General features: G+C 46.1%; 10 protein-coding genes. 4 read left to right on the top strand and 6 right to left on the bottom strand.

The genetic code is table 11. The features are described from left to right. Positions 1-38: 38 nt before the first annotated feature. Genes ACJJIT_RS01145 through ACJJIT_RS01135 form a run of 3 tightly spaced genes read right to left on the bottom strand, consistent with a single transcriptional unit; the run spans position 39 to position 4,388 of the window. Positions 39-1,223, bottom strand: a complete 1,185-nt coding sequence (locus tag ACJJIT_RS01145; protein WP_444899677.1) for a hypothetical protein — start codon at positions 1,221-1,223, stop codon at positions 39-41. Positions 1,224-1,234: 11 nt separating this feature from the next. Continuing rightward, the gene (locus tag ACJJIT_RS01140) at positions 1,235-2,050 is read right to left on the bottom strand and encodes an outer membrane lipoprotein-sorting protein (RefSeq protein ID WP_444899676.1); all 816 of its coding nucleotides are present in this window, start codon (positions 2,048-2,050) and stop codon (positions 1,235-1,237) included. Further along, entirely contained in the window at positions 2,031-4,388 is a 2,358-nt protein-coding gene (locus ACJJIT_RS01135; protein WP_444899675.1) for an efflux RND transporter permease subunit, read from the bottom strand. The genes ACJJIT_RS01140 and ACJJIT_RS01135 overlap by 20 nt, the downstream gene beginning before the upstream one ends. Before the next feature lie 838 nt (positions 4,389-5,226). Between ACJJIT_RS01135 and ACJJIT_RS01130 the strand changes: the two genes are divergently transcribed. Then, positions 5,227-6,528 (top strand): amidohydrolase, encoded by a 1,302-nt coding sequence (locus ACJJIT_RS01130; protein WP_444899674.1) that lies wholly within the window; start codon positions 5,227-5,229, stop codon positions 6,526-6,528. Positions 6,529-6,577: 49 nt separating this feature from the next. Here the strand turns inward: ACJJIT_RS01130 and ACJJIT_RS01125 are convergent, their stop codons facing one another. Together ACJJIT_RS01125 and ACJJIT_RS01120 are read right to left on the bottom strand one after the other, a co-directional pair. Then, positions 6,578-8,890: a PKD domain-containing protein gene (locus ACJJIT_RS01125; RefSeq protein WP_444899673.1), complete on the bottom strand. Its 2,313-nt coding sequence runs from the start codon at positions 8,888-8,890 to the stop codon at positions 6,578-6,580. 329 nt (positions 8,891-9,219) lie between these two features. Next, the gene (locus tag ACJJIT_RS01120) at positions 9,220-10,686 is read right to left on the bottom strand and encodes a DEAD/DEAH box helicase (RefSeq protein WP_444899672.1); all 1,467 of its coding nucleotides are present in this window, start codon (positions 10,684-10,686) and stop codon (positions 9,220-9,222) included. A 446-nt stretch (positions 10,687-11,132) separates the two neighbouring features. Between ACJJIT_RS01120 and ACJJIT_RS01115 the strand changes: the two genes are divergently transcribed. Both ACJJIT_RS01115 and ACJJIT_RS01110 read left to right on the top strand, forming a co-directional pair. Further along, the gene (locus tag ACJJIT_RS01115; RefSeq protein WP_444882947.1) at positions 11,133-11,735 is read left to right on the top strand and encodes a GNAT family N-acetyltransferase; all 603 of its coding nucleotides are present in this window, start codon (positions 11,133-11,135) and stop codon (positions 11,733-11,735) included. A 381-nt stretch (positions 11,736-12,116) separates the two neighbouring features. Further along, positions 12,117-13,121 (top strand): alpha/beta hydrolase, encoded by a 1,005-nt coding sequence (locus ACJJIT_RS01110; RefSeq protein WP_444899671.1) that lies wholly within the window; start codon positions 12,117-12,119, stop codon positions 13,119-13,121. Between the two features lie 95 nt (positions 13,122-13,216). On the opposite strand, the gene ACJJIT_RS01105 is transcribed toward ACJJIT_RS01110, so the two are convergent. Further along, positions 13,217-14,272, bottom strand: coding sequence for a hypothetical protein (locus tag ACJJIT_RS01105; protein WP_444899670.1), 1,056 nt, complete (start codon positions 14,270-14,272; stop codon positions 13,217-13,219). A 334-nt stretch (positions 14,273-14,606) separates the two neighbouring features. Here ACJJIT_RS01105 and ACJJIT_RS01100 point away from each other — a divergent pair, with 334 nt between their 5' ends. Next, complete coding sequence (locus ACJJIT_RS01100; protein ID WP_444899669.1) at positions 14,607-16,118, top strand: CoA-acylating methylmalonate-semialdehyde dehydrogenase; 1,512 nt, start codon at positions 14,607-14,609, stop codon at positions 16,116-16,118. The last annotated feature ends 8 nt before the right edge of the window (positions 16,119-16,126 follow it).

The raw sequence follows: 16,126 nt of genomic DNA, 5'->3' as shown, positions 1-16,126 counted from the left end.
TGGGGTGGGAATGGGGGTATTCCTGTGAGAATTAACTTTTAAAAATAGCGGCGTAATTCCAACTGAAAATAGTCGTCGTTACGCAAATTGTAGGTAGGGTCTTCTTCATCGGCATTACCGAAAAAACGCGCCTCAGCTTCCATTAACCAGCGGTCATTTAATCGGTGGGTCAGTTCCAGATTGGAAAAACGACTACCGTTATCCAAATCGGTACTTACTGCAAATAAAAGCTCCGTATCCTGAGTATTATTGAGAGCGTATCGCGCACCTATCGCAATGTCATTTTGACTGGCCGTAGACCAAGGTCCGGTACGATCATCAAATTGATACTCCATTAATATCCCAAGGTCTGAGACCGTTTCGCCAATACCATAAAATGTATATTCGAAACCACCGACAGCCGCTGTCTGGCGATCTTCACCGCGAGGTTTAAATGAAATAGCTTCAAACTTCCACAACCAATCTCCACGGGTAGTTTGGATGTCCACACCCGTCTGATCGATCTGTACATAGTAAGGCGCAAGTAAGCCATCTTCCGTAAGCAATAACAATGGATCCCGATTAGTACCGGAAAAATGGCTGAGGCCCAGGTCCCAATCTCCAAGTACATGGCTGTAACGAAAGGCCCAATCTATATGCTTCTTCTCCCGGTCAGATTGATAGACCGCAGCATCCTCATCCACCAGCAGCGGCGCACGCAATCGTCCTTCCCGGCCAGCAAATTGACGCTCACGAAAACCCAGTAAACCGTACACTTCCAGTGTTCCCCAATCACGCTCCATCAGGAGGTTAATCATGGGTTGGCCCAGCTTGTCTTCACCGTCGATATTTTCCAGTGCATCATCCTGGTTAATCACATCCACCAAGTGCACGGTTTCAGTAACTCCCCAAAATACTTTGCGCACCCCGGCGTAAAGCTCGAAACTATCGTAAGCTTTCCACCAGTAAAGCTCGCCGAGATCCGCGTGATTGCGATCATTATCCTCACTGTCCCAGCGCCCAAAGACACTGGCCACAACACGCTGGTTTCCATCGTCAAAATCCCGGTAGTACTCAAGATTTAAAGACGCAGAAAGACCGGCATCACTTTGTGCTGAATCCAAAGGGTCTGCGGTGAATGCGCGGGCCTCCAGGCCCGCATAACCGCTCAACTCATCCGCTCCAGCCGCATGACTCAGCGCCGCCAATAGTGGCAACAAAGTGAGTATTTTTCGGTTAACCATGGGCGCAATCCCTATTTTGCCCTGGAGAGACTATTTTTGGTGAAGTCGCGATCGGTAAAACCATTGCCAAATACCCAGTCGCTGTACAACAACTCCGTGGATTTACCAGTCTGGTGATTAACCATTTCCATTTTATTGGCTCGCCAGTATTGATCGGCGTACTGGTTGTAGTCGGAAATCGTAAGGGTCTTCATCAGGTCCCCTTTTCGATCATAGTAATCCGTTCTCCATGCGCGGTACTCCTCTGTATCAACCCAAAGGTGTTGAATGGAATAACCGGATTTAGGATCAACCGGGTCCAACTCCAGAACAAAGTGATCGCGGCCATCGAAAGACTCGTTGCGCAAATATTTGTAGGTGTATTTCTCCACCTCCTGTGAGGCGATATCTTCATAGGAGAATTCACTACCCATAAATGGTCCAGACTTGTTACTGGAGGAAATACGCTTTACTCGCTTTAAGGCAGGCAAATAGAGCCACTGGTCATCGGAGCCCACTTTATGAGTAAAGGACAAAAATGCTGTGCCCTTTACATCCCGAGGGTTGTCAAAAATCACCAGGGATTTATCTCCGTCATTTTCCTGCTCCAGAGTTTTGGTGCGCATAGCCCGCACACTCTCCTCACCATATTTATTGCGCAGGGTCATTGTAAGGCTGTTGCTGAGATCGCCGAATCCCAAGTCGCGGCGGTCCGCCTCCTTGGCAATTTCCAGACCTTTTTCTGCGGCCAGATCCAGTTCACTGGCAGAAACAGATAAAGCTGCCAGAGCCAGGGCACCTGCTAGGGCCCGTGTCAAAAACTGTTTTCTAGAGCGGCTGGGTTGCATAGTTTTGCTCCTTATTTTCAATAGAGGTAATATCGGGGTCGTATGCCTTGGCATCGAGCTTCATCAAGAGAATCGGAAGAAGTAGGAAATCCGCCAGCAAGGCCATCAAGATGCAAATTGCGGTCAGAAGTGCCATGGAGGAATTCATACCGAAGGAGGACTGGGCCAACACCATAAATCCGGCAATTAGAATGATTGAGGTCACAACTATCGCTACACCTACTGAAGAGAAGGCGTAACGCAGTCCGTCCTCCACGTTGTAGCCTGCACGGCGCTGGCGCAGGTATTTACTGAGGAAGTGCACTGTGTCATCTACCACAATACCCAGTGCCATACCGGTCACCATAGTGACAGCCACATTGACTTCAGCTACCAGTGCACCCCAGAGGCCAAATGCCAGGCCGGCCGGCAACAAATTGGGAATTAAGCTTAAGAAACCGAGTTTGACACTGCGCAGGGCAATACCAATCAGTGCAGAAATTAACACCAGCGCAACCAGAGTGCCCACCAACATGCCCTCCATATTGCGCTCGGCAATATTGGCAAACATGATCGCCGGACCTACGCCATAGGCAGTTACACCAATGTTTTTCTCCAGCCAATTACTGCCGGCATCAGCTACCACTTTGAGTTCTTTCGACTTGAGATTATCGAGAGTTACAATAATCTGCGTCGACGACTTAGCCACATTCAGCTGATTATTTAAATCCAAGCCATAGGGGAGAGACAGCTCGTACAGTAACAAATACTGGGCTGCCAATTCCTGCTCTTCAGGCAACCTGTAGTAGGCAGGATCGTCAGCATGCAGATTTTTGTTCAAGCGCTTGAAAGTATCGCCAATGGTATTGACATGGCGCACCCCAGGCTGGGCCTGCATCCACTCAGTGAAACGCTCCAGATTGGCAAGAAACTCCGGATTGCTAACACCATTGTTGTCACCGGATTCGATCGAGTAAATCAGCTGGTAAATACCAGAGAGGTTGTCATTGATATAATCTGAATCAGTTCGAAACTCCACAGACTCATCAAAGTAACCAACAAAGTCATCATTAATCTCATTGTTTGGAATCATTGCCAATAATCCCAACGAGACAATGACTCCCGCCAGTAGTATCGGGCGCTGACGGCGAATCACAAAATCTCCCAGAGTATCCATGGAGCGTCCAATTTTGGATTCACTGGCGCGACTTTTGGCCGGCAGTATCGCCATCAATGCAGGCAGTAAGGTAACCGATAAGAAGAAGGCCACCATCACACCCATCGCGGTAATATTACCCAGATCGTGGAAGGGAGGCGCATCGGAAAAGTTCATCGACAGAAAGCCAATGGCGGTAGTGATCGAAGTTAAGAACACAGGCCCCATGTTGAGCTGCAAGCTCTCTTTAATTGCATCGTGCTTGCTGAGTCCACGGCGCATTGCAGCAAACAGACTCACCAATATATGTATCGAATCCGCCACTGCGAGAGTCATAATAATGGTGGACGCAGAAGCGGAGGGCGGTGTCAATTTAACACCGATAAAACCGGCCAAACCCATGCCTGCGGCCATGGAGAAGACGATAACCAACAGCGCTGCAAAAGTCGCACTGAAGCTCCGCACCAACAAAAATACAACTGCAATAATCACCAGGTACATGAGCGGAACTAAGGTGCTCATATCTGACTGAGAGGCCTCAAAAAATGCATTACTCAGTAAAATAATACCGGTCGCATAGACCTCTACATCGTATTTTTCTTCAATCTCTTCCATCAATGCCTGTGCAGCTTCAGCCGCTTCAGGGGTTTCATGCATGGATTTTTGTGGAAGCTGGAAGGTGATATTTATCCCTGTAACGGAACCATCACTATTTACCAGGCGCTCCTTCAAGGTGGGATCTGCCAGCGCTACAGCCTTGATAGAGGCCAGGGTTTCTGCATCTAAATTGCTGGCATTTTCCACCAAGTCCTGTACCAGGAGATCATCTTCCTCGGCAATGGTGTGCTGGAAGTTGGTAATTGAATCCACCCGCAGCGCATAAGGTAACAACCAGGATTTCTCCGTCATCTCCTCTACGGCTGCCAGGGCATCATTGGAAAAGGCATTTCCGTCTTTAGGCACTACCGCAAACAGAATATTGTCATTCTTGGTGTAAGTGCGCTGGATTTGCTCATAAGCTTGTAGTTGAGGATTAGCTTCACTAAAGAATGCCCGGTAATCATTGTTGAAACCCAGAAATCTTGCTCCGCTTACCGCAAAGAAGGCTAACAGTAGTGCGCCAATGGCTACCAGCCATCGATATCGAATAAGCCAATCCGCATAATGGCTTACCCAATTCGAGGGTAATTGGGGGGATGACATTAAATCAGCTCCTTCAAACAACTTGATAGAAAATAATTAATCAACAACCTAAGCAAATGGGTATTTACTTACGGCCACAGAATCCCGTAGTAGCCAATATAAGATCAGCTACAAAATTTGATAAAAAGGCACACTAATGCCATCAGCCAAACCGTAAATATGGCCGAGACATCAATAAGAAATCATCACTTTATACGCTATAAGAACCGCTTATTTTTAATTAGCAGTAATCAATCATTAAGCAGAGCTTACTCTCCCCAATACAGAGGCGATTGCCAGAGGGCTTCAGACTTAATAAAATATCTAATTTACGTCGATGTAAATCTAACAGCAAATAGAATAATTATTTATATATGCCTAAGACATACAGATATATTAGTAACCTGCCTATTATTATCACTATAAATTAACTCGTTAATTATCCTCTAAGAAATAATTAGAGGGCTCGACAAGTTAAACATCCCTGATTGTTTCCAATCATTACTTTAATCACGTATTAAGGCCCAAAGTGATTGGTCAGCAATACCAATAATCTTGGACTCCGCAAATATTTTTCGACATTCCATTGTGCCTACTGAAACAGAGCACAACAGCTTGCCAAATCCATGACCAATCAGTATCACCCAGTCTCGTGAAAATCTTGCGAACCTCCTGTCATCCTCATTGTCTTGTGGTTACAGCTCTTTCCACAATCTATGCAGAACATCTTGAACCGTTCGGTTCAGCATGTCAACAACAGAATTTCAAAATATATAAAGGCAAGCCAGCTCGAGGGAGTCGATTGCGCAAAATCTGGGTTAGAATCGGCCGACGATAATGAGAATGAAGGAATTGTGCTGTGAAAAAACTGCTTCTGCCTATCGCAATCGGTGCATCGCTGCTAGCTACCCATGCTTCTGCAAACGACCCCAAGCCTCAGCAATTGCTGGAGAATACTGAGTCCAAAGTAATTGAGTGGCGTCGCCACCTGCACCAGAACCCAGAACTGGGCAATCGCGAATTTGAAACAGCCAAATATATTGAAAAACACCTACGTGCACTGGGCCTTGAGGTTGAAACCGATATCGCCCATACCGGCCTTGTGGGCTTTTTGAGAGGCGGTAAACCGGGGCCAACTGTTGCCTTGCGCGCGGACATGGATGCTCTGCCAGTCACCGAGAGAACCGATGTGCCCTTCGCTTCCAAAGCCAGAACCACTTACCAGGGTAAAGATGTTGGCGTTATGCATGCGTGTGGCCACGATACCCATGTGGCCATGCTGATGGGCGCTGCCGAGGTCCTGACAGGCCTTCGCGATGAGCTGGCTGGAAACGTCTTGTTTATATTCCAGCCTGCAGAAGAAGGCGCACCGGACAATGAAGAAGGTGGCGCAGAGCTAATGCTCAAAGAGGGCATCTTCAAGAAGTACAAGCCGGACGTGGCCTTTGGCCAGCATGTCACTTCCTCACTACCCACCGGCGTCATCGGCTATCGCTCGGGCCCGCTTATGGCCGCTGCCGATGAGTTCCGTATTACCATCAACGGCCGCCAAACCCATGGTTCACGCCCGTGGAGTGGAGTGGACCCTATTGTCGCCGCCGCACAAGTCGTAATGGGCACCCAAGCCATTGTCAGCCGCCAGATCGATATCACTAAAGAGCCCGCAGTCGTTTCCTTCGGACGTATTGACGGTGGTGTCCGCAACAATATCATTCCCGACAGTGTCTATCTGAACGGCACCATCCGTAATTTTGATATGGATAACCGTGCAGAAATTTTCAAACGCTTAAAAACCACTGCTAAGTTAATAGCTGAAAGCTCCGGGGCAAGCGCGGATGTGGAGATTCTGGAGGGCTATCCGGTAACAATAAATAATGCAGAGCTGACAGAAATGGCCCTGCCTATTTTGAGGTCTGTTGTTAGCGAAAAGAACGTAATCGAAATCCCGAAAATTACTGGAGCTGAGGATTTCTCCTACTACGCTAATGAAATCCCAGGCTTATTCTATTTCCTGGGGGTAACTCCAAGAGATCAGGATGCCAGCCAAGCCCCAAGCAATCACTCACCGCTTTTCTATGTGGATGAAGATGCTTTGCGTAAGGGTACTGAAGCGCTGACCCTGTTAACTTTGGATTATATGGCAAACTATAAAAAACAATAAAATAAAAAGGGCCTCTTTCGAGGCCCACAACAACAATTGTTCTTAAATTTTATTCAACCAGAAGCATAATTATACTTCTATTAATATCTCCCTGGTCATCCGTCACCGTCAACTGAAATGCTAAAGAAGTATATTCCTCATCACTTTTGTTAGGAGCAATAAATGTTGTTATCGCTGCACTAGCATTTTCTAGTGAAACCTCTGGCCCACCAACTTGCTGCCATTGGTAACTAATTATAGTTCCATCTTCATCTATGGAATTAGATCCATCCAGGGTGACAAGACTATTTTGTTTTACATTTAGTGGGGTAACGATTTGCGCCCTAGGGCTAGAATTACCAACTATTCGGATCGCTAAAAACCCCACCCCGGTATAACCATCATCATCTTTCACACTAAGAGTTACCATTATCACTCTCTGTGTATCAGCAGCAATCTCAGGAGCAATAAAGCTGGCGGTTCCGTCTGGATTATTATTTATCTCCAAGCCTGACGCGCTCCAATTGTAACTTACGATTTTACCGTCTGAGTCATAGGATTCACGACCATCCAATTGAACTAACTGCCCAGGCTTGACCTCTTGAGGCTCCCCAGGCACAACTATAGGAGCCTTCAAACCCTCCGCTATAAAAGCGATTGTTCTTTTTGATTTCTGCCCACCATTATCTTCTACTTCAACCTCAAATACATAACCTTTCAGTAACCCTAATGGCCCACCAAAGACAGGAACGGTAAAAGTAGCAACCCCACGTTCAAGTTGCATTAACTCAACAGGATCACCACTCAACTGAGACCAGCGGGCACTTACAATTTCTCCATCCATATCAAAGGATTCACTGGCGTCCAGCCTGACACTTTGCCCAGCTTTTATCGTTCCGATATTCTCAACCACAACAACCGGTGCCAAGTTAGTTCCCACACGTACTGTGCTTTGATCGATACTGACAAGACCATGATCGTCCTCAACCTCAAGCTCAAAAACCAACTCTTGCACTATGCCTTTTTGCTCAGCTGGAGCAATAAAGTTCACCACCCCATCCCCCGAGTCCATCAAGCTTACAGGCGCGCCAGAAAGTTGCTTCCAATGATATGCAACAATATTTCCATCAGGATCTGAAGACTGGCTACCGTCGAGCACAACCAGGGAGCCTCCACCAACAGATTGATCACCTCCAGCAATGGCTTGAGGCGGCTGATTTAATACTACCAAACTCCCTTTTAGAGTTATTAGTCCCTGTTGAGGGTTAGCGATAACAATATCAACGGCCCCATCACTATTTATATCTCCCGTAGCTATACTTTGTGGATTGGAATAGTTACCAACAGGAATATTTATTTCGTATTTAGAAGCCTCCAAATTCTGGATAAAATCTCCATAAGCGGTCAGAGAAAATCCCTCCTTGGGCAGCATTAATACCCTAGCGGATTCTTTATCTTGCAATAATGTAGTTAAAATTGGTCCAGGATTATTTTGTGTGGAGAAAAAAACAGGGATTTGCAACTTACGTTCACTATCCTGAAAAAAAACTGCCAAACCGGCTCCTGCAGCGCTATCCCCAAGAGAAACAACCACATCATTGAATCCATCGCCATTGATATCTCCCGTCGAAATACCATTAGCCTGGACTTTACTACCAAAATCATAATAGGCAATTTGGCTGCTAAACGGATTAGACTCCATTACCGCCAACTTTGTACTCAGCGGTTGCTCACTGAGCATCACAATATCATCGACATAATCCCTGTTGACATCCCCCAGAGTCAGCAAAGCGGATTCATGGCCCATCACAAAACTCAGACTTCTTACCTGACCAAAGGGCTGGGGTGCCTGGCGAATACTCTCAACACCATCGCTGGTTTTACTGACCCCAACAATCTCATTGACTCCATCTCCCTTTAGATCTCCAATAGCAATATTGGTAGCATAGCTGGAGAGGTAAGTTTCTCCGGCTGTCAAACCTCCATCTTCAGTTTGTAAAAAGGTTTCAATTTTTTCACCTGCAAACCCAATAGCAATATCCTTGCGACCATCACTATTGATATCACCCACTGCGAGAGACTTCGGTAAGCTCTCTGTCTCACTGGACAGAGGGTAATTTACTGCGTCTTGTAACTGTCCAGCCTGATTCTGAAGAAAGACTTTTAATTGGAAGTCATTGTCTGGATCAAAAGCCTGGGAAGTAATAATAGCCACATCATCTCGTCCATCATTATTCAAGTCAGCTACGGTAACAGCTTCAGCTCTGGAACCTATTGAGTAAATTTCGGCAGGCTGGAATTGAGCCTCACCACTTGCATTACTGGTCAGCAGTAACACAGTAGAAGGAAGAACGAAAAACTTTGAGAGCAACTTCAATTTCACAACATATCCTTGTGTAAATTTTCTTAAATAAGCAAATTTAACTTAACACAAATTTCTGAGAGCAAATGTGATCAATTATGGAATTGATATATCCAAATTAGCCCCAAATAAGCCCCAAATAAGCAGACACTGGTTCCAGCTTTTAGTATGGATAATACAAATCACAATAATAATATAAGAATAAAAATAACAACTTCACTCACAAAAAAAGATAAACTTTTCTCAAGCATCGCTGCTGAATAAAACGATAAAAGTAAACAGACAGTGAAAGAAAATAAAGGCGAAAAAAAAGCGGCCTAGGCCGCTTTTATTACCAACTACTCAAAATGCTAAGCGCTTTCCGAACGTCCTCTGCTGGGGCGGCGTCTCGGAGCTCTCTGTGGTTTTTGGCCATCACTGCGACCCGATTCAGCGCTGCGAGCCCTGCCAGTACCGCCGGAGCGATTTCCATTGCTTCCTTTACCTGCGGTGGCATTGCTATTGCGACCACCGGTTCCACGTCCTTCTGGTTTACCGCGACCACTTCCGCGATTACCACGGCGCTCATCGCTATTGCCACGAGCATCTCGTCCGCCCTCATTATTTCGGGAACCTACAGGGCGTTTACTGGCGTCAGGTTTTTGCTGGCCGCCACGCTTGGGGTTGCCAGAGGCTGGCAACTGATGATCTGGCTCAAAGTCCTCGATTTCCTCGCGGGGAATTGGCTTGCCAATTAAGCGCTCGATATCGCGAAGCTGCTTAATTTCATCGGCACTAACAAGGGACACGGCTTGCCCCTGGGCGCCCGCACGTCCTGTGCGACCGATACGGTGAACATAATCTTCAGGAACATTGGGCAAGTCGAAATTTACCACCTGGGGTAATTGATCGATATCGATACCCCGTGCAGCAATGTCTGTCGCAACGAGGATCTGCACCTTGCCAGCTTTAAAATCCGCCAGAGCCCGGGTTCTCGCATTTTGGCTCTTATTACCGTGAATAGCCGCTGCCAGGATGCCATCTCCTTCAAGCTGTTTCACCAGCCGATTGGCCCCATGTTTGGTACGGCTAAATACCAGTGCTTGATGCCAGCCATTCTCTCGAATCAGGTGACTTAACAGTTTTGTTTTTCGAGCCTTATCCACAGGGTGGAGCTTCTGTCGTACCGTTTTGGTAGTGGAGTTTCGCGGGCTGACATCAATCTCCAACGGGTCCTTCACCAGACCTTTGGCTAGCTGGCGAATCTCAGGAGAAAAGGTTGCCGAGAAGAGTAGATTCTGACGCTTGGCCGGTAAGATCCTCAGCACTCTCTTAATGTCATGGATAAAGCCCATATCCAACATGCGGTCTGCTTCATCTAAGACCAAGGCTTCCAGGCGATCAAAGCGGATTGCCCCTTGATTGTGCAGGTCCAATAGACGACCAGGGGTCGCTACTAGAATATCGGCACCGCCTCGCAGACGGGAAATCTGGGGATTGATCTTCACGCCACCAAAAACTACCGCATGACGCATTGGCAGGTACTGGCTATAGCTCTGCACATTATCAAACACCTGTGCGGCCAGCTCGCGGGTTGGGGTGAGTACCAATGCGCGCACCTGCCCTTTTCTGGCACGCTCTCCCTGGCTTAAGCGGTGCAACAGCGGCAATGTAAAACCGGCGGTCTTACCCGTGCCCGTCTGGGCTGCAGCCATAATATCACTGCCCTTCATTACCGCCGGAATGGCCTGGGCCTGGATTGGCGTGGGCTCAGTATAGCCCTGCTCTGCAACGGCACGGGCAATCTCCTGGGCAAGGCCCAGATCTTCAAACAACATAAATAACCTCAAACTGCGCCCTGGGCGCAATCAAACACATTCGCACCACGAAGGAGCAAATAGAAAAATCGGAGTTGGCATTCAGAGCAAGTGAGGCTCGATGCACACAGCCGTCAATTCACCGGCCAGCCGGCGCGCGGCATTCAGTAGAGGGTTCCGGGAAGAATTTAGAAAAGTTCACGGGGGGATACCGGTAGATTACCGGCCTACAAATGACGCAGCTGAGAAAAATCAGCTACAGCACTATACCATAATGAAACTGACTGTATAGTTCTCTCGGCTAAAACTGCTCTTCATAGGCATAGACAAAGGGGTTGTTGGGGACCCAGCCCAAGCGAGCGTAACATAGTTCCACGTTCGCAACTTGAGCGTCTATCTTTGTGATATCCAACCCCCGTTGCGAACCAAAGATGATGCAGCCAGGTGCTGCCGGGATACTCACAGCCATGTCAGAAAATAGCAATGTCAGTAATGAGCACCAGATAGAACTAATTACTCTCGGTAATGGGCGCAGGGTATCAATACGCCCCATCTGCCGCAGTGATAGCCAACTGGAGAAAGAACTGATAGAAGACTTATCTCCAGAAACCCGGCGAGACCGCTTTATCGGCGGCAGCTGTAAAGCCAGCCAAAAGCTGATTGAGCTACTCACCGATAACGACCATCAAGTTCATGAGGCCTTTATTGCACTCTGCACCAGCGACCATGCGCAAAGGGCCGTTGCTACCGCACATTACGCCGTAGATGCAGACGGGCTAGCCTGCGAGTGCGCAGTTGTGGTCCGCGATGATTGGCAGGGATTGGGGCTAGGTCGATTAATGTTAAAGCGCTTGATCGACTGCGCAAAAGAACAGGGCTTACAGCGAATTTATTCCATTGAGTCCGCCGACAATAAACGCGTGCAGACATTTGCCCGTTCCATGGGATTTATTTGTAAAGCCGATCCGAAAGACTACACCCTATTAACTTATACACTCGATTTGCAGGCTGGCCGACAAGCCAACGGCTTTGATACGGCCTCCAGGGAGGCCGGAATTAACCTAAATTAAATACACTCTTAACATTCATGGCGGTTAGCAAAGGTTATCTGGCTGCCGCCAGCCTCTCAAAGCCGAACAATTTCCTTTTGCGAGTTCACAATCTCCCCTCATCTTATCAACCTCATCTACAGATGACTATCCGGTCAGCATATTCATAGATCTCTTTAACTACTGGCATAGTCGATCGGGCACAAAGCCAGCTGTAAAAGCTTTAAACTCTCCTAAAGCAATCAAAGAAAAAGTGAAACTTTGCTTACATAAATTTTAGAGAAATGAGCAATTGCCAAAAATTGAATCAATTTAGCCTAACCACATGTAGTGCACCGCTACTAATACAACGTAATTCTTTCACTTTATTTATTTGATTCAACTAGATTTTAGCGACAATTTATGCCTATAAAAATGAAATCAATAAAACTATTTCTGACCATATCAATTTGTTTACTTGCCTCATCTTGCGCAGTGAACATTAGAGATTATATTGCAAGTTCAAAAAGCTTCCCTTACGATCATATAGTTTCAAATGAGCAGATAAAATCATGGGGATTCCATAAAAATAATTACTGTGACAAGCTAAGAAACTTATGCATTAGCTATTTCTCTGCTGACCCCCTTGAAAAAGGTAAAATTAAATACTCCATAGAAACTGACTCTGGCGATCAAACCAGCCAAGTTAATCTATCTATAAATAAAGAAGCCCTAAACAAACATTATTCTGGGACCATCATTCTTTTACATGGATTCAGAATTTCAAAAGAATTCATGCTTCACTCAGCATTATATTTTCGCCTCCTTGGATTTCAGGTAGTTATTCCAGACCTACTCGGCCATGGTGAATCTGAAGGCCGTAAGGAATATGGCGTTGGTGATAGCGAAGTGATTAACAGGCTAATTGACGAGCTTATCCATAAAGACCTGATAGAAAGTAAAAACATTTATCTTCTTGGAAATTCCATGGGGAGCCTTACTGCGGCGAGAATCACTCAATCTCGACAAGATATCAGCGGCCTAATATTACAAGCTCCCATGTTGGAATTTGACCAGGCTGTTTATAATTATGCCCAAGAGAATTTTCCCCTACTTAGTAGAGCATTCTCTGAAAAAGAAATAAAAATAGGAGCGTCAATGGCGCTAGAGGAAGCCAATATAAGCCTACTGGAAACACAAATTGAACCTTTACTAACCAACACTCCTGTGCCCGTGCTTTTATTTGCTTCCAATACTGACCCAATTTCACCCTATGATCACTTTCAAAACCTGCATCAGGACCATATCAAAATAGTGCTCCTGAAAGATAGAAATCACCCGAGTATGGCGGTTATTGGGGAAATTGAGCATAGCGCTCTACAGGATTGGCTTCCCAAGGCAAGTAATATCACTATTCAATACCATTAAACCTGCTGGCCTAGTATAGGAAGTAGCAAGGCGAAACTCACTAGTTCGGCCTTGCTAAAAAAGGCGATTAGCTATCCCTTGAAAAATATCACATTTCAGTTGAAGAAATCTTCACAAGCTAAGGGGCCGCTAAATTCTAAAAGCCCCTGAGGCATCTGGACAGACTCAACCAAATCTCCCTTTTTATACAAAGAGAAGTTAATATTAGCCTGCATGGATTTCATATACCTTTGCTCACCGCCAAAGATGATAACCGAAGGAAACAATAGTGGATAAAAGCTATTAATATCTGCTTGCGCCTCCATAACCAACTTATACTTTATTTTGTTTAGCTCAACTTTGAGACGACCAGCGCAAGCATCCAGCTCCCTCTTTACGGAGAGATTATTAAATGCTGGGTGAAAAATTAGATCATACTCATCTGAAATATATCGGCCTGCCCACATCTCGAAATTAGACTCTCCCAGTTTTGCTCCGGTAAACATATAGTAAAGTTCATCTGACAGGCCCATTGAATAGATCATTCCGGCACTAGATTCTTTGTCATACCATCCCTTATCCAGCTGTGCAAACCCCTGCCCTATTAGGGACTGACCTGCATCACTAAAGTTGTATTCAATAGGAGTCCCAACTGTATAGAGAAACCATCTTCCTCCAACTCCCGGCAGCTCTGGAATAATACCGAACGGTGTCTGACCTGGATTTAAACCATGCCAATAATGATGATGCTCCCCAGCCCAATGCATGGAAAAATTAAAGTCTGAGTGACTTACTCTAAGACCCTCCTCATCTGCCACAACGACCCCCGGAACCTCGTAATAAAAACCATCAGAGCCATCTGGATTAGACAAAGTTACTTCGTCCCGGAAAATATCATATTTGACCTCAACACCGCTTCTAGGTGAAAACGCCAAGTGGATATAGGCTTTAGGTGCAGGCGCAACAAAATCAGGGGCAATATAGGTTTGGAGACTTATCTTGAAGTATCCAACATCCGGCACCGCAATATTGTAAAACCATTGTTCTGCCCAGGTTTTATCTGACGTAGGTGTATGGGCCCGGAGATCCTCCAAAGTGGTTGCCGATAGTAAGGAACTGAAAGATCCAAAAAGAAATAAAACGAATACCTGAAATATTTTTCTATAAGACACCGTCTACCCTCTTTCTTAAACTAAATGAATAGAAAACCTCACAAAATCACTACAAACCTACAGAGAGGGCATACTAACAGCATGATTACGGACAAAGCTTGAAAACAAGCAGGCTATTTTTCAGGTTGAGAAGGTGCGCACAAAAATTCAATATTGCAATCAAAAGCTGGAAGCTCCTCAGCTAAAACCCTTATCGATATTCACCCCGAAATACACCATAAAACAAGGCCGATATTCTTCATCTCAAGAAGCGGCGTAAAACACCTCTTTTTTCACTCAGGCAACGCCTAAACTGTTTGGCAATTTCCCACCGGTTACTGGTAAGGCAAATAATATGAATAAATCCATCCCTTCACGCCTTCCTCTATTCATTGACGGCGACTGGGTGCAGTCCACTACCAAGGAGTGGCTGGATGTGACAAACCCCGCCACAGGTGAGGTTTTAACCCAAGCCCCCTATACCACTGAGGCCGAACAACTCCAGGCAATCACCGCCGCCAAGCAGGCATTCATTTCTTGGCGGAACACCCCAGTTCCTACTAGAGCACGTATTATGCTCAAGTACCAAGCTCTCCTGAAAGAGCACCAAGAAGCCCTGGCCGAGATTCTCGCAGAGGAAACCGGTAAAACATTTGAAGACGCCAAGGGGGATGTTTGGCGAGGCATTGAGGTGGTTGAGCATGCCGCCAATATTGCTACCCTGCTAATGGGGGAAACCGTTGAAAACGTTGCCAGTGCTATAGATTGCTATTCCTATATTCAACCCATTGGCGTCTGCGCCGGTATTACGCCATTCAACTTTCCCGCAATGATACCGTTGTGGATGTTTCCGCTAGCGATTGCCTGTGGCAATACCTTTATTCTTAAACCTTCTGAACAAGACCCCATTACACCTTGCAAACTGGCTGAATTATTTGAGCAGGCAGGAGCACCCAAAGGGGTTCTACAAGTTATCCATGGTGGTCGCGAGCAGGTAGATTTCTTACTAAAAAATCCGGATATTAAAGCTATATCTTTTGTCGGTTCCGTGCCAGTTGGGCGTCATATCTATCAAACAGGCACTCAATATTTAAAAAGAGTACAGGCCTTTGCCGGGGCAAAAAACCATATGGTAGTGATGCCGGATGCAAATAAAAATGCCACTATTAACAATATCATCGGCTCTTCTGTAGGGGCTGCCGGTCAGCGATGTATGGCTATTTCGGTTGTGGTATTAGTGGGTGAAGCGCAAAGTTGGATTCCTGAAATACAGGATGCGATGGCAAAGATAACACCCGGGCATTGGAAGAATCCACAATCCGACTACGGCCCCTTAATTTCACCTGCTGCAAAGGAACGTGTGCTGGGTTATATCGAGACGGGCAAAAAAGAAGGGGCGGATTGCCTTCTGGATGGTTCAAAAATTACAGTGGATGGATATCCCCATGGTAACTGGGTTGGCCCTACATTATTTGCCAATGTTACTACCGAGATGTCAATTTACACTGATGAAATTTTTGGGCCAGTGTTATGTCTGGTGAATGTAGATCACTTAGATGATGCAATAAAACTGGTGAATGACTGCCCTTACGGCAATGGAACTTCCATATTCACTGCCAGCGGTGCAGCGGCACGTAAATATCAGCACGAAATTCTTGTGGGCCAGGTAGGAATCAATGTGCCTATCCCGGTTCCACTACCTTTCTTTAGCTTTACTGGCTGGCGCAGTTCATTTTATGGGGATCTCCACGCCTATGGTAAGCAGGCCGTGCGTTTTTATACCGAAACAAAAACCATCACAGCCCGCTGGTTCGATTCAGATATTGAACATGCCGAACAGGCAAATATGACGATACAGTTAAAGTAACTGCACAT

Source organism: Microbulbifer mixtoriginis (SeqCode), assembly GCF_052467515.1.
The sequence above is the reverse complement of the archived record's forward strand: the minus strand, read 5'-3'. Positions and strand labels throughout refer to the sequence as shown.